General features: G+C 65.3%; 25 protein-coding genes and 3 tRNA genes. 17 read left to right on the forward strand and 11 right to left on the reverse strand.

From position 1 onward, the window contains the following. Positions 1-26 precede the first annotated feature (26 nt). The 4 genes from J9314_RS05840 to rarD all read right to left on the reverse strand — a co-directional run bounded on the left by J9314_RS05840 (position 27) and on the right by rarD (position 3,191). The gene (locus tag J9314_RS05840) at positions 27-770 is read right to left on the reverse strand and encodes a hypothetical protein (protein ID WP_210604934.1); all 744 of its coding nucleotides are present in this window, start codon (positions 768-770) and stop codon (positions 27-29) included. After that, positions 767-1,684: an ABC transporter ATP-binding protein gene (locus tag J9314_RS05845; protein WP_210604935.1), complete on the reverse strand. Its 918-nt coding sequence runs from the start codon at positions 1,682-1,684 to the stop codon at positions 767-769. Before J9314_RS05845 ends, J9314_RS05840 begins: the two co-directional genes overlap by 4 nt. A gap of 3 nt (positions 1,685-1,687) precedes the next feature. Then, positions 1,688-2,119, reverse strand: a complete 432-nt coding sequence (locus tag J9314_RS05850; RefSeq protein WP_210604936.1) for a GntR family transcriptional regulator — start codon at positions 2,117-2,119, stop codon at positions 1,688-1,690. Between the two features lie 151 nt (positions 2,120-2,270). Continuing rightward, positions 2,271-3,191 (reverse strand): EamA family transporter RarD, encoded by a 921-nt coding sequence (gene rarD / locus J9314_RS05855; RefSeq protein WP_425514176.1) that lies wholly within the window; start codon positions 3,189-3,191, stop codon positions 2,271-2,273. A 149-nt stretch (positions 3,192-3,340) separates the two neighbouring features. Between rarD and J9314_RS05860 the strand changes: the two genes are divergently transcribed. Both J9314_RS05860 and J9314_RS05865 read left to right on the forward strand, forming a co-directional pair. Continuing rightward, positions 3,341-4,759: an FAD-dependent oxidoreductase gene (locus tag J9314_RS05860; RefSeq protein WP_210604937.1), complete on the forward strand. Its 1,419-nt coding sequence runs from the start codon at positions 3,341-3,343 to the stop codon at positions 4,757-4,759. 269 nt (positions 4,760-5,028) lie between these two features. Beyond that, positions 5,029-5,955, forward strand: coding sequence for a GTP pyrophosphokinase (locus J9314_RS05865; RefSeq protein WP_210604938.1), 927 nt, complete (start codon positions 5,029-5,031; stop codon positions 5,953-5,955). A gap of 124 nt (positions 5,956-6,079) precedes the next feature. Here the strand turns inward: J9314_RS05865 and metE are convergent, their stop codons facing one another. Continuing rightward, positions 6,080-8,398 (reverse strand): 5-methyltetrahydropteroyltriglutamate--homocysteine S-methyltransferase, encoded by a 2,319-nt coding sequence (gene metE, locus J9314_RS05870; RefSeq protein ID WP_210604939.1) that lies wholly within the window; start codon positions 8,396-8,398, stop codon positions 6,080-6,082. Continuing rightward, a complete protein-coding gene (locus J9314_RS05875) occupies positions 8,395-9,435 on the reverse strand; it encodes a methylenetetrahydrofolate reductase (protein ID WP_210604940.1) in 1,041 nt (346 codons plus the stop codon). The genes metE and J9314_RS05875 overlap by 4 nt, the downstream gene beginning before the upstream one ends. 185 nt (positions 9,436-9,620) lie before the next feature. Between J9314_RS05875 and J9314_RS05880 the strand changes: the two genes are divergently transcribed. Continuing rightward, positions 9,621-10,379, forward strand: coding sequence for an alpha/beta hydrolase (locus tag J9314_RS05880; RefSeq protein ID WP_210604941.1), 759 nt, complete (start codon positions 9,621-9,623; stop codon positions 10,377-10,379). A 12-nt stretch (positions 10,380-10,391) separates the two neighbouring features. On the opposite strand, the gene J9314_RS05885 is transcribed toward J9314_RS05880, so the two are convergent. Further along, positions 10,392-10,883, reverse strand: a complete 492-nt coding sequence (locus tag J9314_RS05885; protein ID WP_210604942.1) for a YajQ family cyclic di-GMP-binding protein — start codon at positions 10,881-10,883, stop codon at positions 10,392-10,394. Between the two features lie 160 nt (positions 10,884-11,043). Here J9314_RS05885 and J9314_RS05890 point away from each other — a divergent pair. Beyond that, a tRNA-Tyr gene (locus J9314_RS05890) sits at positions 11,044-11,125 on the forward strand. A 276-nt stretch (positions 11,126-11,401) separates the two neighbouring features. Beyond that, on the forward strand, positions 11,402-11,992 hold the full coding sequence (locus J9314_RS05895) for a DnaJ family domain-containing protein (protein ID WP_210604943.1): 591 nt from the start codon (positions 11,402-11,404) through the stop codon (positions 11,990-11,992). 92 nt (positions 11,993-12,084) lie between these two features. Here J9314_RS05895 and J9314_RS05900 read toward each other — a convergent pair whose 3' ends face one another. Then, positions 12,085-13,320, reverse strand: coding sequence for a M20 metallopeptidase family protein (locus tag J9314_RS05900; protein WP_246490634.1), 1,236 nt, complete (start codon positions 13,318-13,320; stop codon positions 12,085-12,087). Further along, a complete protein-coding gene (locus J9314_RS05905; protein WP_181274786.1) occupies positions 13,317-14,489 on the reverse strand; it encodes a hypothetical protein in 1,173 nt (390 codons plus the stop codon). Before J9314_RS05905 ends, J9314_RS05900 begins: the two co-directional genes overlap by 4 nt. A gap of 151 nt (positions 14,490-14,640) precedes the next feature. Here J9314_RS05905 and J9314_RS05910 point away from each other — a divergent pair, with 151 nt between their 5' ends. The 4 genes from J9314_RS05910 (at position 14,641) to J9314_RS05925 (ending at position 16,719) form a co-directional block, all read left to right on the forward strand. Then, the gene (locus J9314_RS05910) at positions 14,641-15,441 is read left to right on the forward strand and encodes a glycerophosphodiester phosphodiesterase (RefSeq protein ID WP_210604944.1); all 801 of its coding nucleotides are present in this window, start codon (positions 14,641-14,643) and stop codon (positions 15,439-15,441) included. Between the two features lie 135 nt (positions 15,442-15,576). Then, positions 15,577-15,649 (forward strand) — tRNA-Thr (locus tag J9314_RS05915). 27 nt (positions 15,650-15,676) lie between these two features. Further along, positions 15,677-15,750: transfer RNA gene (locus tag J9314_RS05920), tRNA-Met, on the forward strand. 378 nt (positions 15,751-16,128) lie between these two features. Further along, the gene (locus J9314_RS05925) at positions 16,129-16,719 is read left to right on the forward strand and encodes a TetR/AcrR family transcriptional regulator (RefSeq protein WP_281412381.1); all 591 of its coding nucleotides are present in this window, start codon (positions 16,129-16,131) and stop codon (positions 16,717-16,719) included. 60 nt (positions 16,720-16,779) lie between these two features. On the opposite strand, the gene J9314_RS05930 is transcribed toward J9314_RS05925, so the two are convergent. Further along, the gene (locus J9314_RS05930; protein ID WP_210604945.1) at positions 16,780-17,022 is read right to left on the reverse strand and encodes a hypothetical protein; all 243 of its coding nucleotides are present in this window, start codon (positions 17,020-17,022) and stop codon (positions 16,780-16,782) included. A gap of 249 nt (positions 17,023-17,271) precedes the next feature. Between J9314_RS05930 and J9314_RS05935 the strand changes: the two genes are divergently transcribed. The 8 genes from J9314_RS05935 to J9314_RS05970 all read left to right on the forward strand — a co-directional run bounded on the left by J9314_RS05935 (position 17,272) and on the right by J9314_RS05970 (position 25,231). Next, on the forward strand, positions 17,272-18,564 hold the full coding sequence (locus tag J9314_RS05935) for a metal-dependent hydrolase family protein (protein ID WP_210604946.1): 1,293 nt from the start codon (positions 17,272-17,274) through the stop codon (positions 18,562-18,564). Beyond that, positions 18,561-19,967: an amidase gene (locus tag J9314_RS05940; RefSeq protein ID WP_210604947.1), complete on the forward strand. Its 1,407-nt coding sequence runs from the start codon at positions 18,561-18,563 to the stop codon at positions 19,965-19,967. Before J9314_RS05935 ends, J9314_RS05940 begins: the two co-directional genes overlap by 4 nt. 77 nt (positions 19,968-20,044) lie before the next feature. Next, positions 20,045-21,235: a M20 metallopeptidase family protein gene (locus J9314_RS05945; protein WP_210604948.1), complete on the forward strand. Its 1,191-nt coding sequence runs from the start codon at positions 20,045-20,047 to the stop codon at positions 21,233-21,235. A 135-nt stretch (positions 21,236-21,370) separates the two neighbouring features. Further along, on the forward strand, positions 21,371-22,330 hold the full coding sequence (locus tag J9314_RS05950) for a squalene cyclase (protein WP_210604949.1): 960 nt from the start codon (positions 21,371-21,373) through the stop codon (positions 22,328-22,330). A gap of 92 nt (positions 22,331-22,422) precedes the next feature. Next, positions 22,423-23,436, forward strand: coding sequence for an intradiol ring-cleavage dioxygenase (locus tag J9314_RS05955; protein WP_210604950.1), 1,014 nt, complete (start codon positions 22,423-22,425; stop codon positions 23,434-23,436). A 75-nt stretch (positions 23,437-23,511) separates the two neighbouring features. After that, complete coding sequence (locus J9314_RS19445) at positions 23,512-23,916, forward strand: twin-arginine translocase TatA/TatE family subunit (RefSeq protein WP_210604951.1); 405 nt, start codon at positions 23,512-23,514, stop codon at positions 23,914-23,916. Then, positions 23,913-24,818 (forward strand): twin-arginine translocase subunit TatC, encoded by a 906-nt coding sequence (tatC, locus tag J9314_RS05965; RefSeq protein ID WP_246490635.1) that lies wholly within the window; start codon positions 23,913-23,915, stop codon positions 24,816-24,818. The genes J9314_RS19445 and tatC overlap by 4 nt, the downstream gene beginning before the upstream one ends. Then, complete coding sequence (locus J9314_RS05970; RefSeq protein WP_210604952.1) at positions 24,806-25,231, forward strand: twin-arginine translocase TatA/TatE family subunit; 426 nt, start codon at positions 24,806-24,808, stop codon at positions 25,229-25,231. Before tatC ends, J9314_RS05970 begins: the two co-directional genes overlap by 13 nt. On the opposite strand, the gene J9314_RS05975 is transcribed toward J9314_RS05970, so the two are convergent. Then, positions 25,232-25,786 carry a hypothetical protein gene (locus tag J9314_RS05975; protein WP_246490636.1) on the reverse strand — a complete coding sequence of 185 codons (555 nt, stop codon included), beginning with the start codon at positions 25,784-25,786 and terminating at the stop codon, positions 25,232-25,234. It lies immediately after the preceding gene. Between the last annotated feature and the right edge of the window lie 85 nt (positions 25,787-25,871).

The raw sequence follows: 25,871 nt of genomic DNA on the forward strand, positions 1-25,871 counted from the left end.
TCGGCTGCCGGGTCGTCTTCGGCGACCTAGGAAGTCAGGCGGCGGAGCGTGAGATACGACCCCAGAGCGAAGACCGCTGTCAGTCCCAGTGCCCAGCAGGCCAGGCCGATCGCCTGCGTGTTCGCCAACCACATCCACAGCTCGCCCCAGGACTGGTTGAAACTCAGCCAGGCGGCACCCGCCAACAGCACCAGAGCGATGACGATGAGCGAGAGCGTGAGGATGAGCGCACCGAAGCGCTTGTTGACGATGGCGAACCAGAAGCCGAGGACGAACCACAGCATCGTGAGCACGAAGTAGATGACGCCGGCGGCGAGCGGTCCGCTCGCCCACACCCACGGCAGGTAGGCGAAGTAGCCGCCGATCCCATAGCCGTTCGTCGCCTGTTCGATGAGCCCGAGGGCGACGAAGACGGCGGAGACCCCCACGGCGCTCATTGTGGCCGCGAGCAGCGAACCGACGTAGAACTCGCGACGGGTGAGGCTCATAGCCTGGGAGAAGTAGAAGGTGAGGTTCATCGCCTGGGCTCCGACGACGGCGAAGTACCACAGCGGTGCCTGTGATCCTCCGCTGTACATCGGTCCGTCGACGCCCGACGCCGAGATGATCCAGTAGACGATGAGAGTGATGAGCCACATCCCGCCGAGGACGAGGACGGGGACCCAGACGAAGGTCTGGGTGTTGGTGAATTGGAGGCGGATGACTCCCAGCGTGCGGTTCCTCGGACGTGAGGGAGCGGTTCGGGGTGGGTTTTCGATCGCAGCGGTCATGACTGCAGGCTCCTGACTTCGGTGTCGGCTGCGGAATGGTCGGTGGAATCGGTCTGCGTGCTGCGCACGATGAGCTGCTGCAGGGAGACGGGAGTGAGATCGAGGTTCGCCTCGGCGATGAATTCGCAGTCGGTTCTGCTGAGCCGGCCGAGCATCGTCACCGAGGCCACCCGACCGAGGGATTCGCGGTGGATGACCTCGCGACCGGCCGCGAGGCGGTTGATCGCGTCGACATCCCCGACGACGTTGACCGCGCGATTGCGGACCTCCTCGGTGGTCTCATCCATGATGATGCGGCCGCGGTCGATGACGATGACGTTCTCGATGAGATCGGCGACCTCGTCGATGAGGTGGCTGGAGAGCACGATGGTGCGCGGATGCTCAGCGTAGTCGGCGATGAGTCGGTCGTAGAAGGTCTGCCGGGCGACGGCGTCGAAGCCGAGGTAGGGCTCATCGAAGAAGGTGATCTCGGCGCGGGAGGCCAGTCCGATGATGACACCGATGGCGGACTGCTGACCGCGGGAGAGCTTCCTGGTCATCGTCTTCAGCGGCAGGCGAAAGTCGTCTGTGAGCTCCTCTGCCAGGGCCTGATCCCAGTGTGGGAAGAACAGCCGGGCGTTTGCCAGAGCGTGACCGGCATTCGAATCGTCAGGGTATTTCTGACTTTCTCGGACGAAGCACATGCGGGCCAGCACGCGGGCGTTCTCGTACGGATCCTCGCCGAAGACCGCGACCTCGCCGCTGGTGGCGAAGTTCTGGGCGGTGAGGATCGACATCAGAGTGGTCTTGCCGGCGCCGTTGCGTCCGAGCAGCCCGTAGATCGAATCCTTCTCGATGGTGAGGCTGATGTCATCGAGTGCGGTGGCGTTCTTGTACGTCTTGGTGAGGTGGCGGACCTCGACGACGGAGTTCATGGGTCATCCCTTCGCTGCGGTCGGATCGAGTGCGGTCGGATCGGTGGTGGTCGGGTCGATGGCGGTGGTCAGGTGGAGCTCTTGGGAGCGCTCTTCGATGAGCGCGATCACGTCCTTCGAACCCAGCCCGAGGCGATTGGCCTCGGCTAGGAGCGGAGTGATGAAGTTCTCGGAGAAGGTGGTGCGGTGCTCGTTGATCAGCGGCGCCCGGGCACCTTCGGTGACGAACATTCCGATTCCGCGGCGCTTCTCCAGCACGCCCTTGGACACGAGCTGATTGATGCCCTTGGCAGCGGTGGCCGGGTTGATGGTGTAGAAGCCGGCGAGTTCGTTCGTCGACGGAGCCCGCGAGAGTTCGGGCAGGGTTCCGTTGAGGATCGAGTCCTCGACCTTCTCTGCGATCTGAATGAAGAGGGGTTTCGCGTCGTCGATCATTCTCGGCTCCATGTGTATTGGTTAGTTACCTAACTAATGAACCATGGTGCCTATAGGGGTGTCAAGGGTGACGGGTGAATTCGTCTCGACAGATCGATCCGTCTCGATTCGGATTCCGTGCCTGCCGGCCAGGGTGAGGCCGGCCGGTGTCTCAGCCGATGCGAGGATGCCTGCGCGACTGGCGGATCATGTCTGTGCACAGCAGGATGACGGCGATCCAGATGATGAGGAAGCCGATCCACCTCGTCGTCGACATCGTCTCACCGAAGACGGCGACACCGAGGATGAACTGCATCGTCGGGGCGATGTACTGCAGCATGCCCACCCACGACAGGGGGATCCTGCGTGCGGCGGCGCCGAAGAGGATGAGGGGAATTGCTGTGAGGGGGCCGGTGGCCAGGAGGATGACCACGTGCCATGCACCGAAGCCGGTGAAGGTGCCGACACCCTGGGAAGCGAGGTAGAGCAGGAAGCCGATGCTCGGGATGGTGAGCACGGCGGTCTCGACCGTCATGCCCTCGAGTGCGCCGACGGTCCCGCCGACCTTGTTCTTCACGAGGCCGTAGAGGCCGAAGGAGAGTGCGACGGTGAGGGCGAGGTAGGGGAATCGGCCGAGGCCGAGTCCGACGACGATGACGGCGACGGCACCGACGCCCACCGCGGCCCACTGGAGTGGGCGCAGCTTCTCCTTGAGCAGGATCACGCCGAGGCCGATCGAGATGAGCGGATTGAGGTAGTACCCCAGGGAGATCTCGACGAGGTGGCCCGACTCGATCCCGTAGACGTACGTCGTCCAGTTGATCGCGATGAGGACTGACGCCAGTGCGAGCAGGCCGAATGTCCGTCCCGAGCGCACGATCTTCCATGTGCGGGTGAAGCCCCTGGCGAAGAAGAGGAGGACGGCGCAGAAGATCAGCGACCAGATGATGCGGTGGGCGACGATCTCGAACGCGCCGGTCGGGGCGGCCGCAGCGAAGAGGAGGGGGATGAGCCCCCAGATGATGTAGGCGGAGGTTCCATATCCCAGTCCGACGCGCCGGAACGCGGACTCATCAGGTGCAGAGGCGATCACAGAGTGAGTCTAGGGAACTCCCAGACTTCTCGCGAGTGGTTCCGACAGCTGGTATGGGCCGAGGGTGGAGTGCGAGTTTGGTCACGTCGTTGTAAGGATTGCCTACATTGGCGATAGACTCGGGGTCGAATGACTAGAGAGGTGTGAGAATGACTCGTCCCTTCCGGGTGGCAATCGTGGGCGCCGGTCCTGCCGGGATCTACGCTGCTGATCTCATGACGAAGGCCGAACGCGACTTCGATCTGAGCATCGACCTCTTCGATCGTCTGCCGACTCCCTTCGGCCTCGTCCGCTACGGAGTCGCCCCCGACCATCCGCGGATCAAGGGCATCATCAACGCACTCATCAAGGTGCTCGACCGTGGTGACATCCGCCTGTTCACCAACGTCGAATACGGCGTGGACCTTCACCTCGAAGAGCTCACCGACCGCTATGACGCCGTCATCTTCTCCACCGGGTGCTTCGTCGATGCCGCACTCGACCTGCCCGGCGTCGATCTGCCCGGCTCCTACGGTGCTGCGGACTTCGTCAACTGGTATGACTCCCATCCCGACGTCGGCCAGACCTGGCCGCTCGACGCCGAGAGGGTCGCGGTCATCGGCAACGGCAACGTCGCCCTCGACGTGGCGCGTGTGCTGGCGAAGCAGGCCGATGACATGCACACCACGGAGATCCCCGACCATGTGTACGAAGGACTGAAGTCCTCTGCCGTCACCGACGTCCATATCTTCGGCCGCCGTGGTCCGGCTCAGGCGAAGTTCACGCCTCTGGAGCTCCGCGAACTCGGACACGTCAAGGATGTCGACATCATCGTCTACCCCGAGGACTTCGAGTTCGACGACGGGTCCATGGAAGCCATCGAATCGAGCAACCAGGTCAAACAGGTGGCGAAGACCCTCACCGACTTCACGATGCGTGAACCCACCGGAGCCAAGCGTCGCCTCCACCTGCACTTCCTCCACGCCCCGGTGGCCATCCTCGGCGAGGACCATGTCACCGGTCTGCGGACCGAACGCATGGAACTCGACGGAACCGGCGGGGTCAACGGCACCGGAACCTTCCACGACTGGGACCTCGACGCGGTCTACCGTGCGGTCGGCTATGCCGGCACCGAACTGCCGCAGCTTCCCTTCGACGACCGCAGACGTGTGATCCCCAACCACGAGGGCCGGGTCGTCGACGCCGACGATCAGACGCAGGCCGCCGAGGCCGATGTCGTCCAGGGCGTCTACGCCACAGGTTGGATCAAGCGCGGACCCGTCGGACTCATCGGACACACGAAGGGCGATGCGCTGGAGACGATCGGTCACGTCTTCGATGACCGTGAGGCCGGAGCGCTCACCGAGCCCGTGTACCCCGACGAGTCGGCGATCGTCGACCTGCTTGAGTCCAAGGGCATCGACTACGTCGACTGGGAGGGCTACCACCGGGTCGAGGCTGCCGAGAAGGCCGCCGGCGAGGCCGAGGGCCGCGAACGGATCAAGCTCGCCACCCGCGAGGCGATGCTCGCGGAAGCACGCGGCCACGTCACCTCGGAGTCCGTGGGCCAGTCGGCCTCCGGCCACTGAGGCTCCCGAGCATCCCGCACCCGTAGCGGCAAGTCGCACTGGTGGCGGACCACCTTACCGTCAGCGGCGTCCCCCATCGTCAGCGGCGGCAGCGTCCCTTCCCGGTCGCCGCGTGTCCTCCCGGTCGCAGCACACCCTACCGGTCGCGGCATCTCCACCCGGTGCACCGGGGTGACGAGTCGCTGCCGGTGTGGGATGGTCCCGACGCGTAGAGTCGGAAACGTCCACTGCGCACCGAAGTGCGCGCCGAAAACAGGCAGGGAGGCCCCGTGAGCCAAGAATCGGAGCTGAGAACGGTCGTCGAACGCGCCTACGTCGAACGACTCGATGCCTGGCAGACGGCGGCTGTGCGGATCAAACACTGGCTCAAGGAACAGCAGAAGGGTCTGCTCAAGGACAAGGACATCTCCCGCCTCGACGTCGACGGACACAGGATCAAGGACGCCGCAAGGACCCTGGCCAAGCTGACCGAGAAGTTCGACGAGGATCCGCAGCTCGAGGTCCGCGACACCGCCGACGTCGAGGATCAGATCCGCGACATCGTCGGCGTCAAGGTGCTGTGCAAATCACCGCGTGATCAGAAGATGATGTTCGAGGCTCTGCGAGATCCCGAACAGCTCGGCTCCTTCGACCTCATCGAATCGCGGGACTACACGAACCCGCCGAAAGCCAGCGGCTACCGTGCCTGCCACGTCATCCTCCGCATCCCCTCTGACCAGGGGCAACCGGTCTTCGCGGAGATTCAGGTCAAGACCCGACTCCAGGATGCATGGAGCGAACTGACCCACGAGGACATGTACAAACCGGGTGCGGCGATGAAGCCGAGCAAGCTGCACGGCGAATTCGCCCGCGCGATGGCGAACATGCTTGCCACCGTCGACGACATGGCCGACACACTGGCCGTCGAGCTCACCGCACTGACCGATCCCGAACACGAACTGGACCCGGTGGCGGTGCGCGAACAGCAGAGCGCCATCGACGTCCGAGTGCGGGCCACCGGTCCCAAATACGCCCTGGCCGTCGACAGCTCGGGCCGCCAGGGACTCATCCCGGCGTTCGCCGTGCGCAAACTCAGCGAGACGAAGGGCACCATCAAGGTCAACGACTTCATTGCCGTCGACGACCGGTTGCGGGTGAGTGTGGAGGAGGACTCGAAGGGCTTGTACTACATTCCACTCGAACTGCCCCAGCGCTGAGGTGGGACTGAGACGGGGCCGGACGGAAGGTTCGTCCTCCCGCCCGGCCCCGAGGTGCTGCCTCACGACACGGGGGCGTGTCCTTCGCCCCGGCCCCGGGGCGCTGCCTCAGTGTTCGCCCGAATCAGACCGTGACCGTGTCCGCCTCTCGTGCGAGGACGGCATCACGGGCGGCGACGAGGTTGGCCAGCGAGGCGCGGACCTCTGCGTAGCCGCGGGTCTTGAGCCCACAGTCGGGATTGATCCACAGCCGCTCGGCCGGAACCTTCGCCAGTGCGGCATCGATGAGTTCGGTGAGCTCGGGCACCGAGGGAACCCTCGGCGAATGGATGTCATAGACGCCGGGCCCGATCCCGCGCACGAAGTCGAAGTCCGCGATGTCATCGAGCACCTCCATCCGCGACCGGGCCGCCTCGATGCTCGTGACATCGGCGTCGAGGGCATTGATCGCGTCGATGATCTCACCGAACTCCGAATAGCACAGATGTGTGTGGATCTGCGTACCGGGAGCGACACGGGCGTTGACGAGCCGGAAGGAACGCACCGACCAGCCGAGGTAGGCTTCCCGATCGGCCTCGCGCAGCGGCAGCAGCTCTCGCAGGGCCGGCTCATCGACCTGGATGATGCCGATGCCGGCCGCTTCGAGGTCGGCGACCTCGTCCGAGAGAGCGATTCCGATCTGATCGGCCGATTCGGCCAACGGCACGTCATCGCGGACGAAGGACCAGGCGAGGATCGTCACCGGCCCGGTGAGCATGCCCTTGACGAGCCGCTGGGTCCGCGTCGCCGTATAGGTCGACCACTTTACGGTGATCGGTGCCGGGCGGGAGACGTCGCCGAAGAGGATCGGCGGTCGGGTGCAGCGAGAACCGTAGGACTGGACCCAGCCGTTGTCCGTGGTGGCAAAGCCGCCGAGGTTCTCCGCGAAGTACTGGACCATGTCGTTGCGTTCGGGTTCGCCGTGGACGATGACGTCGAGCCCGAGGTCCTCCTGCAACGCCACGACCCGATCGATCTCCGCCTGCATCGCCGCTTCGTACGCGGTGGCGTCGATCCGCGACGCCCGATGATCGGCACGTGCCCGGCGGACCTCGGCCGTCTGCGGGAACGATCCGATGGTCGTCGTCGGCAGGGACGGGATTGCGAGGCCGGACTGTGCCTCCCGCCTCGTCGCATAGTCGGTGCGGAAGCCGTCGTGACCGGACAGGGCCGCGGTGCGGGCGGCCACCTCGGCGTCGTGGACTCGCGCGGACTCGGCGCGGGTGCGGCAGGCCCGATTCGAACGGTTGAACGCCTCGGTGCGGGCTTCCGGACCGGAGGACAAGGCCGTCGACAGCGCCTCGACCTCGGTGACCTTCTCCTCGGCGAAGGACAGCCAGGAGGCGACGTCGACCGGAAGCGCGGATTCGTTGGCGACGGTGTAGGGCACGTGGAGCAGGGAGGTCGAGGTCGACACGCTCAGCGACTTTCGTCCCAGACCGGTGAGCACATCGAGGCTCTCCTCCAGGTCAGCGGCCCACACATTGCGTCCGTCGACGATGCCGGCAACGAGGTGGGTCGACTCGGGCACTTCGGCGGCCACACGCTCGAGGTAGTCCGGGTCGTTCGTGCGGGTGGCCGCGGAGATGTCGACTCCGAGTGCGTCGATGCCCGAGGTCGCCAGCGCCGAGAGCCCCGACCGCAGGGTCCCGTACGGGGCGGTGACGAAGATCTTCGGGTGCGTGCTCGCCCCTGACAGGGTGGCATAGGCGTGCCCGGCTGCCTCGGCGAGCTGCTCATCGGTGAACCCGGGGACGTCGGTGACGAGTGCCGGCTCATCGAGCTGGACCCATTCGACGCCGGCGGCGGCGAGGATGGAGATGACGTCGAGGTAGACGGCGGTGAGCTCCTCGAGCCGATCCAGCGGCGAGGTGGCGGTGCCCGGCGCGGTCTTCGCCAGGGTGAGCAGCGTGACCGGTCCGACGAGGACGGGGCGGACGAGGTGGCCGGCGGTCCTGGCCTCGGAGACGAGGGAGAGCAGATGCTGAGGGTGGGCTTTGAACGTCGTCGAGTCCTCGAGTTCGGGCACGAGGTAGTGGTAGTTCGTGTCGAACCACTTCGTCATCTCGAGCGGGGAACGCTGCGCGGTGCCGCGGGCGAGGGCGAAGTATTCGTCGAGGTCGAAGTCGGTGCCGGTGGTCTCGGAGGGGATGAGACCGACGCTCAGAGCGGTGTCGAGGACGTGATCGTAGTGGCTGTAGGACACGGGGATCGCGTAGTCCTCGGTGAGTCCGAGTGCACGCAGCCGGTGGTAGGTGTCGATGCGCAGGGTGTGCACGGCCTGGGCGAACTCGGCGGCGTCGATGCGGCCGGCCCAATAGGATTCGAGGGCCTTCTTCTGTTCGCGTCGCGGTCCGATGCGCGGGTAGCCGGTGATCGTGGCCTGTGGGAATGTGCTGGTCATGAACGTGCTTCCTTCTGTGTTGTGGTTTCACTGTCGGTCGTCGGCGGCCACCGTCGAGGTGGCGGCGGGGGTGGGAATGAGGACACGGATACTCCTTTGTCGTCGAGTGCGGTGAGCAGCTCTTCGGTGGTGGACAGGTCGTTGAAGGTGTAGAAATGGAGGCCGTCGGCTCCCTGGTCGAGGATCGCGGCTGTGTGCTCGGCGGTGATGTCGAGCCCGATGCGTCGAGCGGCGGCGGCATCCTCGGCGTGATCGAAGCGGGCGACGAGGTGGTCGGGGACGGGGAGTTCGGAGAGGCGTCCCATCGTGTGGAGTCGTTTGATGTCGGTGATCGGCAGGATGCCGGGGATGATCGGGATGGTGATGCCGGCATGCTCGGCGCGACGGCGCAGCCTGGCGTAGGCGTTCGGGTCGAAGAAGAGCTGCGTGATCGCGAAGTCGGCACCGTTGCGCTGTTTGGCGGCCAGCACGTCGAGGTCCTCTTCCGGCCCTGTGGACTCGGGGTGCCCGGAAGGATAGGCGGCGACGCCGATGCCGAGGCGTCCGGCGGCCAGTCGGGCGACGTTGTCGGTCTCGACGGTGCGCAGCAGCTGCACAAGGGCATCGGCGTGGGGCAGGTGCCCGGACGGCAGGCTCGATTCTCCGACGGGAAAGTCCCCGCGGATGGCGAGGAATCCTCGCACCCCGACGCCGAGGAGGTGGTCGATCCAGGGCAGCAGCTCCGCCTCGGTGCCGGCCGTGCAGGCCAGATGCGCCAAGGGCCGAAGGGAGGTGGTGGCGGTGATGTCGGCGATGAAGTCCGCAGTGCCCTGCAGCCAGCCGCTGTTGGCTGAGGAGGTCACGGCAAGGTAGTCGGGACTCAGCGAGTCGAGGAATCGCAGCAGTTCGGGCAGCCGTGCGGCCTGCTTTTCGGACCGGGGCGGGATGACCTCGAAGGACAGCGCTCGGCGCAGACGGTGCCGGGCTGTCGGCTGCGATTCGATCGCAGAAGCCGGTGCCGAGGCGGAGATCCGCGGCGTGGTCAGTGTGGTGGACATGCCGCCATCTTCACAGCGGCGGCGGATGCGGGCGGGCCGAGCCGATGATCGGCGTCACAGCCCGTCACGTGAGGGTCAAGGAACGTACGGTTCGGTCAGATGACGACGCAGTCCGTCATAGTCGGGCAGGCTGAGCGCTGATGGGGTATGGGGGCCTGTTCCGCGGTCGCGCGTAGACTTCTTGAGTGACTTCCATCCGAACAGTACGCCGCTGGGCCGTCCGAGTGGTGGCCGGTGTACTGGCGCTCTGTGTCATCGCCGTTATCGCGTTGGTGATCTGGGCGAAATCGGGAGTGATGCACGCCGAATCGGAGGCCTGGGAGACCGCCCTCACCGACCCGACGATCACCGTCGAAGAGCATGCCGACGCTGTCGTGCTGCACCCGGCCGAGAAGTCGACGACATCGATCGGTCTCGTCTTCTACCCAGGAGCGAAGGTCGACGCGGAAGCCTACGCCCGGCGTCTGAGCGGAATCGTGGCCGAAGGTTCTGCCACGGTCGTCATCGTCAAAACCTGGCTGCGCCTGGCCATCGTCGACCCGCGCGGTCTGTCCACCTTCACGGACTATTCGCCGGGGACCGAGTCGTGGTTGGTCGGCGGGCATTCCATGGGCGGGGTCCGTGCCTGCTCCGCCGCCGACGAAGCCGACGCCCTGGTGCTCTTCGGCTCCTATTGCGCCGCCGATCTCTCCGACGATCAGCTTCCCGTGCTCAGCCTCGCCGGCAGTGAGGACGGACTCTCCACACCGCAGAAAGTCGCGGACGCCCGTGAGAAGCTACCCGCCTCGGCGACGATGGTCGAGATTCCGGGAGCCAGCCATTCGAGCTTCGGCGACTACGGTGCGCAGAAAGGCGATGGTTCGCCTCACATCGGCGACGAGCAGATGAATACGACCGTCACGACCGAGCTGCTCGACTTCGCCGAGGAAGTGCGAAGTGGGTGAACGGCACCGACCTCAGCGGTAATTCGTGAACTGGAGGTCGACCTCGAGGTCCTGGCTCTTGAGCAGGGAGATGACCTCCTGCAGGTCATCGCGCTTCTTCGAGCTCACGCGCAACTCGTCTCCCTGGATCTGCGCCTTGACGCCCTTGGGCCCCTCGTCGCGGATGATCTTCGAGATCTTCTTCGCGTTGTCCTTGTCGATGCCTTCCTTGATCGAGGCATCGATACGGTACTCCTTCCCCGAGGGGTAGGGGTCGCCGTCTTCGAGGGACTTGAGCGAGATGCCGCGCTTGACCAGCTTCGACTGGAAGACGTCGAGGATGGCCTTGACCCGGTCCTCGCTGTTGGCCTTCATCTGCACCGCCTCGCCGCTCCAGGCGATCGAGGCGTCGGTGCCACGGAAGTCGTAGCGGGAGTTGATCTCCTTCGCCGCTTGGTTCAGCGCGTTGTCTGCCTCTTGGCGGTCGACCTTGCTGACGACGTCGAATGAGGATTCGCTGGCCATGGGTGCTCCTTGTTCTCGTAGGCATCGTGCCCGCGCCCGGCGGGCGGGATTCTCACCGCCAAGTCTAGTGGAGGGCCCCGGATGTGATGTGCGTCAATCGAGTTGGAGATTCGGGCCCGAGCCTTGTATTCTTTTCAGGTGCTCATCGAGCGCTGACTGCGGCAGATTGCCCGAGCGGCCAAAGGGAGCTGACTGTAAATCAGCCGGCATTGCCTTCGAAGGTTCGAATCCTTCATCTGCCACGCAGAACGGAGAAGCTCCGTGACCGATCGGTCACGGAGCTTCTCTTGTATCCCGTGCTTGCTCCAGGCTCTCTTCAGCCGCGGACATTCGCGACTGTGCATCGGAAATGCGGGCGTCGGGCACAAATGCAGGGACGTATGCACTTTCGACGGACAGTTGTGTTGAGCACGGTTGCGGAGCCCAGGATTCTCGCGGCCCGCGGTTGCCACGACCGAACCGGACCCCTAGCGTTGAGGGACATCGCGCGGTGCGCGGGTGTGAGGAGAGGCGAGACGATGAGTGAGGATCCGACTGACGAAGGGTCGCCTCGGCGTCTGAATTCGCTCGAGGACCGCAACGCCGTGGTCGAATCCGCCCTCGACAAGGCCATCAAGCGCGGGGATTTCGACGATCTGCCCGGCCTCGGCAAGCCGCTGACCGGCCTGCACGGGTCCTCCGATCCCGACTGGTGGATCAAGCAGAAGATGGACAACGAAGGCATCAACGGCGTCGCGCCTGCCGCATTCCAGCTGCGCAAGGAGAACGCCGTCCTCGAAGACACCATCGACGCCTTCACCAGCGAATCCGACGTTCGCGACTACCTCGCAGGGTTCAACGCCCGTGTCCGCGAAGCGGTGATGGATCTGCGCGAGGGCCCGCCCGTCTTCACCCCTCCGCGAGACGTGGAGAAGGAAGTCAGCGCGTGGCGGCTGCGACGCAGCCACCGAACCATGAAGACCGACGGCGCCGAGGTTGCCCCGCCCTTGAGAGGCCGACCGCCCACGGACGGTGGCCCGGAAGCGACGGACGGTGTCCCGGAAGCGGCCGACGGTGACGCTGGGTCCGGTGGGTCACCTCGGCGGTGGTGGCACTTCTTCCGCAGGTGAGACGGTGACGGACGGTTCGATGTGAGGGTGAGAGGGAGCTTCCGGTGGGCGACCGCGACGTGAGGCACACGACCGCGGCCACCGCCTCGGCGCTACGACGTCAGCGTCTCCTGCGCCAGTCTCTCGATAGCAAGGTGCGCCAGGAGAGCCGCCTGATCGCCGAGCACCGAATCGTCGAAGATGACGAAGGGGGAGTGGTTGTTGCCCTGTCGGTCGGCGGGAACGTCCGTGCGCTCGGCCCCGAGCATGAGATACGTGCCCGGCACCTCGCGGAGGACGAACGAGAAGTCCTCACTCGGCATGATCGGCTGTTCCAGAAGGTCCACCCGGTCCTCGCCGAGGAGGCCCCGGAGTTCGTCCACCGCCCACCCGGTCTCGTCGATGTCGTTGACGGTGACGGGGTATTGGACGTCGAAATCCACCTCGGCGGTGCAGCCGTGGGCCGCGGCGATGCCGTCGGCGAGCTGCTTCGACCGGGTGCGGACGATGTCGAGGGATTCGTCGGAGAGCGTGCGGACGGTCGCCCCCAGGCTCGCCGAGGCGGGGATGACGTTGATCGCGTCCGAGGCGCGCAATTGGGTCACCGACATCGCGATGGGGTCGAAGACGTCGATGCGGCGGCTGACCATGTTCTGCAGCGCCGTGACGAGTTCGGCCAGAGCCGGCACCGGGTCGACGGCGGTCTGCGGCTGAGACCCGTGTCCGCCGCGTCCGTGGATGGTCACCCGCAGCGTGTTCGAACCCGCCTGCAGAGTTCCGGGGCGGGTCGCGACGACCCCGCGAGCGAGCGGAAGCACGTGGACTCCGAACGCGGCGATCGCCCGCGTACCGGCGGCATCGAGCACACCTTCGTCGATCATCACCGACGCACCGTTGTAGCCCTCCTCCCCGGGCTGGAACATGAAGACGACGTCCCCGGCCAGCTCATGCCGGTGGCTGTGGAGGAGCCGTGCGGCTCCGACGAGACCTGCGGTGTGCAGGTCGTGGCCGCAGGCGTGCATGTTTCCGTTCGTCGAGGCGAACGGCTCGTCCGTCTCCTCCGCCACGGGCAGCGCGTCCATGTCTCCGCGCAGGAGCACGGCGGGAGCATCGACGGGCCTGTTCGGATGCGAGCCGCGCAGGACGGCGACCACCGAGGTGGTGCTCTCGCCCGTGGTCACCTCGAGATCGAGACCGGCCAGGGCCTCGAGGACGGCAGCCTGGGTCCGGGGCAGGTCGAGGCCGATCTCCGGCATCGTGTGGAGTGCACGCCGCAGATCCTGGAGTTCAGACAGCAGGGCTCCGCCCTCGGCGAGGAGGTTCCGGGTGCCGCTGTGCGCCGCGCTCACAGCAGGCTCACGAGGACGCTGGCGATGACGACGGATCCTGCCGACACCGAGGTGAAGCCGCCGACGAGCATCGGCGGAAGCATGACGTTGAGCAGGGCTTCCTTCTCCTCGTCGTCACGGGCGATGGAACGGGCCACCTCGTTGGTGAGCAGGTAGTCGGCGGGGAAGCCGTACATTGCCGTCAGCGCCACCGACATGCCCAGCGGTGCCTTCCACCGCAGCAGCTTCGTGGCGACGAAACCGCCGATGACGATGCCGGCGCCGCCGACGATGAGGATCGAGATGGTCGGCAGGAAGGCGTTGATGACGTCCTGCACCGAGGCGGTGACGAGCGGGGCCATGACGATGGCGATGACGCCGGCCATGGCGATGCCGAACGAGTTCGATCTCTCCATCGCCTTATCCGGTGAGAGGCCGATCGCTGTGGCGAGAATACCGAGGAGGAGAGCGACGATCGAGGATGGGATGTGCGTGGGGATCTCGATGAGGGTGGCGATCGATCCGCCGACGAGGATGAGGAAGAGCATGAACAGCTGGTTGTCGATGAGGAAGGACGGCAGGGTGATGAGCTTCTTCTTCTGCGCGGCCTCGGCCTCGTCTTCATGGTGAGCGGCGGCGAGATCGTTGAGTTCGCCGCTGTCGCGCAGCTTCGTGGCGTACCGGCGGAGCAGGAAGTTCGTCATCGGCATCGACGGCAGGGACTGGAGCATGAGCACGAGTGCCGGGAGCACGATGATCGACGAGGCGGCTCCGTGGGCCGTCAGCCCCTCGGTCGTCAGGCTGGTGGCGACGATGCCTCCGGCCAGTGGGCCGGAACCGGCGACGAAGGTCTCGAATCCGAAGAGCGGGGCGACGACCGCGAGGATGAGCAGGACGGCCACGAGCATGCCGGACACCGCGATGATCACCGAGCGCCACTGTTTGAGCATCACGCGCAGCGGGATGAGCGTGCCCATGTGGAACAGCAGCGGGGCGACGAGGATCGTGTAGATCTGCACGAGCATCGAGTCGTCGACGACGGAGTCGGGGACGATGCCGATCTTCGCGAAGACGAAGATGCCGAGCATCGCCACGAGCAGGCTGGGTATGCGTGCTTTCGACCAGATCGAGATCAATTCGCCCAGGGCGATGAAGGCGAGAACGATGGCGGCGGCGAAGATGGCTTCCATGGATGGTCCTTAAATTTGGAAAGTGAACCGGATCACAAGATACTACGCCAGGAGCCGTGCTTGGAGGTTTCGGTGAGATTTCCTGATAGGCGGGACCTGACCCCTCCCCATCGGGGCGGCGGTCATCGAGGTCAGGGCATAGGGTGGAGGCATGAGTTTCATGCAGTTCCTCCACGAACGCGGCATGGTCGAACGCCCTGGTTCGGGCAGTCGACCCCTGGTGATCGCTCACCGAGGCTATTCGGCGGTGGTGCCGGAGAACAGCCTCGCCGCTGTCGATGCCGCCCGTGCGCTCGGGGTCGACTTCATCGAGGTCGACACCTCGACGAGTGCCGACGGCGTGCCGGTGATCCTCCACGACCCCGATCTCGACCGGACGACGAATCGCAAAGGGCCGGTCGTCAACCTCACCGCCGAGGAGCTCTCCTTCGTCGACGCAGGGTCCTGGATGGGGCCCGGGTTCACCGGTGTGCGGGTTCCGACGCTGTCGGCAGTGATGCAATCGATCCAGCACCGAGGTGGTGAACTCCTCCTCGAACTCAAGGGGGAGTGGTCATCGGGTGCGGTGGCCAGGATCTCCGAACTGGTCGTCGAGACAGGAATCGCGGATCGGATGGTGGTGCAGTCCTTCAACACCGTCACGTTGGAGACCTGCCGTGACATGCTTCCGATGGTCGCCCGCTTCCTGCTGCGGATGGTGCCCAAGCCCGAGGACATCGAGGTCGCCCGTGAGCTCGGAGCGGTGGCGATCAATCCCTCGTACAGGGGATTCTCGGTGCGGAAGTCCGTGGTCACGGAGATCCGGGACAACGACCTCGGCGTGTTCGTCTGGACCGCGGATGAGATGAACGAATGGCGGGAACTCCTCGATGCTGAGGTCGATGGGATCATCACCAATCATCCGGGCCGCCTGCAGGGGTTCCTGGCGGGACGATTCGACCCGGTGAAGTAGGGCGGCTGTACTGCGCGGCAACGGGTGATGTGGGCACCGTCGCCGACCGATCCTGCCGCTTTCGGTGCTTGTGAGTGAGGTCACCGAATCCCGATTTGCCCCGGCCGCGCAAACCCGTGTAAATTCTTACCTGTTGCCCCGATAGCTCAGTCGGCAGAGCATCTCCATGGTAAGGAGAAGGTCAAGGGTTCGATTCCCTTTCGGGGCTCTCGTGCCGCCTCAAATGCGGCGCTGGGGCGGGGTAGCTCAGCTGGTTAGAGCGCACGACTCATAATCGTGAGGTCGGGGGATCGAGTCCCCCTCCCGCTACCGACAGGCCCCTCACCTGAGATTCGATCTCGGTGAGGGGCTATTTTCATGCCCAAGAACCGGACTCCGACCTCGATCAAGCGGGCGCGCGCATATCGAATGGTGCGCGGGTCGACAGACGCGCTGCGGCTTGATCGACAGGTACCGGGTGTCCGTGCCCGGCGCCCTGGGGAGTGACCGAGTTCTGGGTGGCCTCGTCTCGTCTTCGGTTGCGCAGTCAGCGCGCTTTGATACTCCTTTGCGGCCAGTACGCACACCTTCGGCCGCCTTGAGGCCCATGTGCACATCTTCGATTTCACAGGACGAATTACGAAACGATACGTTGTGTTGCGTAATAGATGTGACGTATGCAATGCTCTGAATATGACCGAGAGCACAATGAAGGGTCGGCCCCTCGATGATGATCTGACCCGACGTGTTCTCGCGGCCGTGCGATCTCAGCTTGAGGAACACGGATTCGTGAATCTCAACATCGAGAAGATCGCCTCGGCCGTGGGGTGCGGCAAGACGACGATCTACCGACGGTGGCCGACGAAACCCGAACTCGTCGCGGCGGCCCTCGTCGATGGACTCACACTCGGTGAACTGCCGGACACCGGTGACGTGGTGGATGACCTCGTCGAGCACGCATGGCAGAATCTTGAGAATTTTCGCCGGTCGAAGGACGACGCGAAGAACAACGGATTGCTGTTGGCTATGTTCAACATGGACGTCATTCCGATCATCTCGGAGTCATTCATGATGGTTCGCCATGCCATGGGACGAGAAATCCTCTCCAGGGCCGTCGACCGCGGCCAGATGAGTGACGAACTCGATCACGACCTCATCATCGACACTCTCGCTGGTTTCACCCTCTTCCGCATCACTCTCAAGCCCGACGCCAGTCGCACCGACGATGCCGCGCTCAGGGACACCTACCGCAGTCTCGTGTGTTCGCTCGTCGGCCGCTCGTCGACGACCGGCCGATGAGATCCGGTGCTGTTGTGACGAGGTCGTCGCCGCACTGACCCGATACCCCGTGAAAGGACCTCAATGACCATCCCCGATCCGACACTCGCCACCAGATCGAACAAGAGAATCCTCGCCGTCGTCGGCTTTCTCGTCTTCGTCGAATTCTCCAGTGGATTCCTGCAGGGCTACTACCTGCCTCTGCTCGACTCCGTGCGCGACCACCGAGGCCTCGCCCGCCGACGAGACAGGTATCGCCACCGGTGTGTACAACTCCGTGAAGACACTCGGCGGCGCACTGGCCGGAGCCGTGTTCGCGCTCATCCTCGGGATGTTCGTCATTCCCGAGGCCGGAGCCTCCAGGAGGATACATCTCCATCTGGGTGATCTGCGCCGCAGCTACCGGTCTCTGCCCGGTGCTTCTCGCGCTGATCCGTCCCGAGAGCAACACGGAGGGACCCGCCTCCGCCACCGACACCGCGGCAGACCAGACGCGCGAAGGCGTCTGAAGAGCCATCAGATCCCGTCGGTCCCTGACCGATCTGCCCATTGCTCCACCGCGAAAGGAACCCCATGTCCACTGCACAGCTTCCCTCCACCATTCCCGGCGCAGATCACCTGGTGCTGCGCGGAGCCACCCTCATCGACGGCACCGGCAACGCTCCGATCACCGATGCCGAGGTCGAGGTCAGGGACGGCCGCGTGACCTATGCGGGACCGGCACGTGAGACCGCTCCAGCCGACGCCACGCTCGTTGCGCTGGAAGGCAGAACAATTCTGCCCGGGTTCATCGACGCCCATGTCCACTTGGGCATGTCGATCGAGGACCAACCCGCCGACGCGGCCCGCTTCGAGTCGGAACGCACCTTCAGGTCAGCGCTCAACGCCCGGAAGACGCTCATGGCAGGAGTGACCACAGCCCGCGACCTCGGCGGAATCGACCGCGGCTACCGCGACGCGATCGCGGCCGGACTCATCCAGGGCCCGCGCACCCATCTCGCACTCGCACCACTGTCACCGACCGGTGGGCACACGGATTTCACGATGCCCAACGGGCGTGCAGTGCCGATGCACATGCCGGTCAATCCGATCATCGACACCGACGACGATGTGCGGCGGACGATCCGCCTCCTCATCCGCGGCGGTGCCGACGTCATCAAGGTCTGCACGACCGGAGGAGTGTCCAGTCCTTCTGACACACCAGACGACATCGGTGTCCCCGAAGAACACGTGCGGCTCATCGTCGCCGAAACCGCAAAACGTGCCGGCCAGCCGGTCGCCGCACATGCGCAGGGCGCCGAAGGCATCAAAGCCGCCATCCGCGGCGGAGTGAGGTCGGTCGAACACGGCTACGGCATCGACGACGAGGGCATCGAGCTGATGCTCGAGCACGGCACCTTCCTCGTCCCGACTCTCAGCAGCGCCCTGCGCGTCCCCGACCCGGCAGCGGTTCCCGGCTACCTGTACGAGAAGAAGGTGAAGTGGTCGGCCATTGCCCGTGAACGCGTCGCCGCCGCACTGGCGGCCGGGGTCAAGGTCGCGCTCGGCACCGACTCCGGGGTGTGCCCGCACGGTGAGAACCTGCGCGAGCCCGTCCACGCGGTCGAGCTCGGATTGAGCCCGATGCAGGCGATCGTCGCAGGAACGAAGAACGCCGCCGAACTGCTCCGCCTCGACTCCGATCTGGGAACCCTGGAAGAGGGCAAGCTCGCGGACCTCATCATCATCGACTTCGACCCGCTCGAGGACATCACTCCGCTGGCGACACCGGACAACGTCAAGGCCGTTGTGCAAGGCGGTGCAGTGGTCAAGGACACAGCAGCGTGGTTCGACTCGGCACCCGTCCGGCCTCTGCTGGCACAGTGAACGACAGATTCGGCGCCATCCTCGAACGCTTCGACGAATCGGCGATCGACACGAGCGGGGACAGCAGCGGACCTCTCTCCGGTATGTCGCTGGGGATCAAAGCGAACATCGCCGTCGCCGAGGCGGTCCCGAGCTCCCAGAGTCGAGTCTTCGATCGAGATTTCCACCGAGGCCGTGACGCCGAGGTCGTCGCCCGACTGCGTGAGGCCGGGGGAGTGATTGCGTGTACGACGACGATGGTCGAACACGCTGCCGGCCGGCCGGATCCTGCGCTCGGATTCCCGCTTCCCCGCAACCCTTGGGATCCGACCCGTTGGCCTGGGGGATCGAGCTGCGGAACCGCGATCGCGATCAGTCTCGGAATCATCTCGGCCGGACTGGGGACCGACACCTCCGGCAGCTGCCGAATACCCGCCGCCTACTGCGGAGTCACGGGACTGCGGCCGACGGCCGGCTCGCTGCCGATGAAGGGCATCATGCCCGCGGCCCCGAGCCTCGACATCGTCGGTCCGATGGCCAGAAGCGCCGAGGACTGCCGTCTGCTGCTCGAAGTGATGCGCGGAGTGCCTGTCGGGTCCTCACCGCGGGAACTGCCGACACGGGTGCTCGTTCCGAGGCACATCATCGGCTCACCGCGGATCTCCGCCGGGGTGGCCGCCGCCTTCGACGACGGGCTGCGTACACTCGGGACGCTGGGACTCGACCTCGGATCAGCGGACCTGCCCTACCTCGACGACCTCATCACGGCGACTCTGACGATCATGCTCCGCGAGATGTACGACGTCCACCGTGAGCGGCTGGTCTCGCGCTGGAACGACTACGGTCGGTCCTTCCGTCGCCTCGCGCTCGCCGGTGCACTGGTGTCCGACAGAGCCTACGCTGCGGCACTTCGTTCAGCCGCAGAGCTGCGCGGGCGACTCGAGAGTCTCCTCGACAGGGGTGCCGTCCTGGCGCTGCCGACGTGGCCGTCGTCCGCACCGCCCTACGTGTTCGAAGGCGGAACCCCTCAGGACGACTGGAACCTGACCGCGGCCTTCTGCGCCACCGGAAATCCGGCACTCGCCGTCCCGATGGGCTTCGACTCACTGGGTCTGCCGTTGTCGCTGCAATTCGTCGGGTCCGGCGCACGACCGACAGCCTCGGGAACGACGTGCCCGAGAGGAGAAGATCTTGTTCTGTCGGTCGGCGAGCTCTTCCAGTCGCACACCGATCATCATCTGCGCAGGCCGAACCCGGATCTGGCCAGTTCGCTGCCTCCGATACCCGACCCCGACGCGGGCGTCGACGAGGACGCGAGTGCACCCGACCTTCCACCGCAGCTCACAGGACTCGGCATACCCCTGTCTCGCGCAGATAGGGTGATGCTCGGCCACCTCGTCGAGATGCTGTTCCCGACACCATGAACGCCGTCGTTCGGACGGCACGTACAACCTCCGCGACCGACTCGGTCGACGGACACCAACGACAGAAGGACACCACCATGACGATCGACTTCACCGCAGAGTCCGCGAGCCTGAGCACAGAACTGCGCGAACTGCGCCGCGACCTCCACCGCAACCCCGAGATCGGGCTCGAACTGCCGTACACGCAGAAGCAGATCCTCGCAGCCCTCGAGGGACTGCCGCTCGACATCACCCTCGGCAAAGACCTCAGTTCGATCGTCGCGGTCCTGCGCGGAGGTCAGCCCGGACCAACGGTTCTGCTGCGCGGGGACATGGATGCCCTCCCCGTGGTCGAGAGCACCGGACTCGACTTCGCCTCGGCCAACGGCAACATGCACGCCTGCGGACACGACCTCCATGTCTCCGGACTGGTCGGTGCCGCGAAGCTGCTCGCCGCCCATCAGGCCGAGCTGCGCGGGACCGTGGCCTTCATGTTCCAGCCGGGAGAGGAAGGTATGGGCGGGGCGAAGATCATGCTCGACGAGGGGATGTTCGAAGCCATCGGCCAGACTCCCGATGCGGCCTACGCGATCCACGTCGCCCCCGGAGCGCCGGGAACGTTCGTCACCCGACCGGGCACGGTCATGGCCGGAGCGAACACTCTGCATGTGACGATGCACGGCAAGGGCGGTCACAGCTCTCGACCGGAGGACTCCGTCGACCCCGTCCGTCCGATTCTCGAGTTCGGGCAGGCGCTGTATTCGATGATCACGGGATCGTTCAGCGTCTTCGACCCCATCGTCGCCGAGGTGACTCAGCTGGAAGCAGGAGACGCCGTCAACGTCATTCCCGCCTCGGCGAAGCTCGGCGCTTCGGTGCGCACGCTGTCTGCGGAGACGACGCGGAAGTTCCCGGAACGTGCGACCCGACTGGCCGAGTCGATTGCCGCCGCCCACGGCTGCACCGCCGAGGTGGTCTGGAACGAACAGTACCCAGTGACGATCAACGACGGTCACGAAGCCGAGTTCGCGCTGACGACCCTGACCGAACGCTTCGGCGCCGAACGCGTCGTCGAAGCACCGAACCCGGTCATGGGATCCGAAGACTTCTCGTACGTGCTCGAACAGGTGCCGGGAGCCTTCGTCTTCTTCTTCGTGTCACCGGAAGGCGTCGATCCGGCGACCGCTGCGACGAATCACTCGCCGGAAGTCCAGTTCGATGATGCTCACCTCCCCGACCAGGCAGCGGCGCTGGCGACCCTGGCCTGGGAGCGGTCACTGCGCGACTGAGCGGAGCGCTCATCCTTCCGCCGACGGCGAAGAGCGCACAGATCGCCATGGACCACCCTGTGTTCGAAACGTAGTCAAGGGCCGCCTCGGCGCCTATCCTCGAAGGAACCGTTCGACCAGGGTGGGGGATCAGCGATGATCGATACACAACTGTCAGACTGGCTGCTTGACTCCGATCCGGCGCTGAGATGGCAGGTCGAACGCGACCTGCTCGGCGCCGACGAGGCGACCTGGCAGGCCACCCGAGCGAGAGTCGTCCACGAGGGATTCGGGGCCGAACTTCTGTCCCGCCAGGACGCCGACGGACAATGGGCCGGCGGAGCGTTCTTCCCCGCGGACTTCGCCTTCGACGATGACCGTTCGCAGCCCTGGACAGCGACGACGTGGGCGCTCAAGGACCTGCGCGAATGGGGAGCGGCCGCCTCGGCGCTGGAGGGAACGGCGGAGAAGCTGCAGTCAGCACGATGGGAATACGAGGATCTGCCCTACTGGGGCGGCGAGGTCGACGTGTGCATCAATTCGTGGACGCTGTCGAACGGACTGTGGCTGGGTGCCGACGTCGACAGCCTCGTCGACTGGTTCCTCGACCATCAGCTGCCCGACGGCGGGTGGAACTGCGAATGGGTCGAAGGGGCGGAGGTTGCGTCCTTCCACTCCACCCTCAACGCTCTCGTCGCCCTCCTCGATTATGAGAAGGTCACCGGAGACAGGGCCCGCGTTCAGCACGCTAGGGCAGGGGGAGAGGAGTACCTCCTCTCCCGTGACCTGTTCCGCCGCCGAGGCACCGGTGAACCCTTCGACGGCCGTGCCCTGGCGCTGTTCCATCCCCGGCGGTGGTTCTACGGCATCCTTCCGGCGCTCGATCATTTCCGTGAGGCGCGGATGCTCGACGGTCTCGCACCGGATCCGCGGATGGCGGAGGCTGTGGAGTTGGTCCGGAATCGACGATCCGCTGACGGGACCTGGAATCAGGACCACCGCCTCGACGGTGATGTCTGGTTCGACGTCGATGTGCCGCCGGGAGAACCCTCGAAATGGGTGACGCTGCAGGCGACTCGGGTCCTCGACTGGTGGGACGGAACACCACCCGTCTGAGCATCCTCAGCCCCGACATAGGAACACCACAGTCCCACGCCAGAGCCGGTCACCACGATGGTGTCATCACATCATCGAAGGAAGGACAGCTCATGGCTCGTGTACCCGAACCCGACCAGACGCCCGACGGACCCGCCTATGAAGGCAGGCTCCTCGACCGCCCCGGTGAGGAAGTCGTCGATCAAGGCGCCTCGTTCGACATCCGCACTCTCTTCAGCCGGCGCGGAGTCCTCGGACTCGTCGGCGCCGGCGTCGGCACTATGGCCCTGGCCGCCTGCACCTCCGGATCGACGAGCTCGAGCAGCAGCGGGTCGGTCACCGAGATCCCCGACGAAACGGCCGGTCCGTACCCGGCAGACGGCTCCAACGGGCCCGACATACTCGAAGAGTCAGGAATCGTGCGCTCGGACATCCGCTCGAACATCGACGGCACCGACACCGTCGACGGGGTGCCGCTGACCTTCACCCTCAAGGTCACCGATATGGCGGGTGACAACCAGGCCTTCGAAGGTGTGGCCGTCTACGCTTGGCACTGCGACGCTCAGGGCCGCTACTCGATGTACTCCGACGGGGTCGAGGATGCGACCTGGCTGCGCGGCGTGCAGGTCGCCGACTCCAAGGGAGAGGTCACCTTCACCTCCGTCTTCCCCGCCTGCTATTCGGGCCGGTGGACGCACATCCACTTCGAGGTCTACCCCGACGTCGACTCCATCACCGATGCCGACAACGCCATCGCCACCTCGCAGATGGCCATGCCCGAGGACGCCTGCAACGCCGTGTTCGAACTCGATGCCTACGACGGGTCGGCGAAGAACCTCGCGAACATCAGCCTCGATGATGACAACGTCTTCGGCGACGACGGAGGAGAACACCAGATCGCCACGATCAGCGGCGACACCGACTCCGGCTACGTGGCCTCCCTCGACGTGCCCGTCGACACCGACACCGAACCGACCGGCGGTGCGGCACCCGGAGGCGAAGGCGGCGGCCAGGGCGGAGAACCACCGGAAGGCGGCGCGGGGCCGGAGGGCGGAACCCCAACTGAGGGCGAGTCGTCCGGCAGCGGGTCGTCGGACAGCGAGTCGTCGGACAGCGACGACAGCTGAGAACCCGTCCACCACGTCACCCCTCCGCCACGTCACCCTGCCGCACCAGACCACTCATCCGAAAGGCTCACCATCATGCTGCACAACCTCACGGGCTGGCACGCCCTCGTCATCCTCGCCATCATCATCCTCGTCTTCGGAGCCGCCAAACTGCCCGCGCTCGCCAAGAGCCTCGGCCAGTCCGTGCGTATCCTCAAGGACGAAACGACCGAGACTCGAAAGAACGCCAACGCTTCCCATGGCAACGAGGCAGTAACCGATCCCATCATCACGGATCCGGTGGCCGGGACACCGGCCGGCACCTCGAACCGCACCTCCGCCGGGGCCGAGCGGAACTCCGCTCCCACCTCGGCGAGTGTTGTAGGGGACCACGGCTCCACCTCGGCGAGCGTCGAACGGAATGACAGCCCCACCTCGGCGAGCATCGAACAGAACCTCGGTGACTCCGCCGACGCATCGGCCCTTCGAGCCCGCTCATGAGCACCGCCACCGCCGAGAAGATGCCGCTGTCCGCGCACCTGCGAGAGGCACGGAGACGGGCGGTGCGCGCGGCGGTGGCGCTCCTCATCGGCACCGTCATCGGCTATCTCACCTCGGACCTGGTCATGGACATCCTCCGTGCCCCGATCACGGAGCTCGCCGCCTCCCGCAGCGCCTCGCTCAACTACGACAGTGTCACCGGCGCGTTCGACCTCCACCTGCGGATCGCCGTGTACTCAGGCATCATCCTCTCCAGCCCGGTGTGGCTGGGGGAGATCTTCGGGTTCCTCACCCCGGGGCTGACGGCGAAGGAGAAGAAGTACACGTTCGGCTTCCTCGGCGCGGCACTTCCCCTCTTCGTCGCCGGCTGCCTCACCGGCCTCTACGTCTTCCCGCGGATGGTCGAAGTGCTCACCTCGTTCGCCTCCTCCGAGGACAGCACGATCCTGCAGGCGTCGTACTATTTCGACTTCGTTTTCAAGATCGTCATCGCCACCGGCATCGCCTTCGTCCTCCCGGTGTTCCTCGTCGTCCTCAACTTCATCGGAGTGCTTCCGGCGCGGACGATCGCGAAGGCGTGGCGGGTGAGCATCGTCGGAATCGTCGTCTTCGCAGCCCTGGTCACCCCCGCCGCCGATGTGCTCTCGATGTTCTTCGTCGCCGCTCCGATGGCGCTGCTCTTCCTCGCCGCGCTCGCCATCGCATGGGTGCACGACCGGTCACGCGGTTACGACGCTTCCACGGTTATCGAGCGGTCACGCAGCGAGGCGCTGCGGAGCGACCGACCACGGTCCTCGACCACAGAAGGAACCGTCACCACGGATCCGAGCTCGACCATAGATCCGACCTCGACCGCAGATCCGACCTCGACGACGGAAGGGAGCCGGACATGTTCGGCCTGAGCTTCGAGAAGATCGTCCTCATCGGCATCATCGCCGCGATCATCATCGGCCCGAGCCGGCTGCCCGCCTATGCGCACAAGCTCGGCGAAGCGGTTCGCCTGCTCCGGGCGCAGATCGACACTGCTCGGACCCGGGCGGCCGACTCGATGGGTGTCGAGCACTGGCAGGCGCTCGATCCCCGGCAGTACGATCCGCGACGGATCGTCCGCGAGGCACTGACCGAACCGGACCCGACAACGCCGACCGCGGAGGAGGAGACGGCTCGTGTCTCGGACTCAGAGGAATCCATCGCCGAGGCGGCCGGCCGATACGTCATCACCGGTTCGTCCGGACACCCCCGGAAGCGATTCGTCGCCCCCACGACCGAGAGTTGTGCGGGCGACGAGGAGGGTGCGGATGGGCAGCCTCGGTGATCAGTCCTTGAAGTCGAAGTCCTTCTGATCGATGCCGGGGAACACGAGCTCGTACTTGACCATCTTGTCCTTGTGATCGACGATCTTCACGGTCCCGTAGTACGTCCACTCACCCTTGACCCGATCCTTGTCCTTGACCGTGACATCACAGGTCTCGAAGCCGTACCACTCCTTGAGGTCCATATCGTCGGCACATTCGGCCTTCTTGACCTTCATGCCGACCTTGTTCTCGAACAGGTCGACGAGGTCGGCTTCGATGGATGTGGCCGGCACCGTGCCGTTGCCCTTCTTGTCGAACTTCATGCCATCGTCACTGGCCCAGTTCGTCGTTCTGGCGGCGTCGGCGAACGGATCGGTCGATTTCGTGTCGGTCGGCTCCGCCTCGGCGGTTTCTGAAGCTGCGGGCGAGGTCGCGGCACCTCCGCCGAATCCACCGCCGTCCGAAGAGTCCTCGGTGGCCTGGGCCGCTTCCGACTTCTCACCCTCGGCGGGCTCGTCACCCCCACCGCAGGCCGTGAGCGACAAGGCCAGAGCGGTGCCCGCTGCCACAGTCATCAAGCGGGGCATCCAATTTGAGTGGCGAACAGGTGTCATCGTCTTACTCCTTCGCACTTCTGCGATCACAAACGTTGTCGATACA

It is taken from the genome of Brevibacterium oceani (assembly GCF_017948325.1).
GTDB lineage: Bacteria > Actinomycetota > Actinomycetes > Actinomycetales > Brevibacteriaceae > Brevibacterium > Brevibacterium oceani.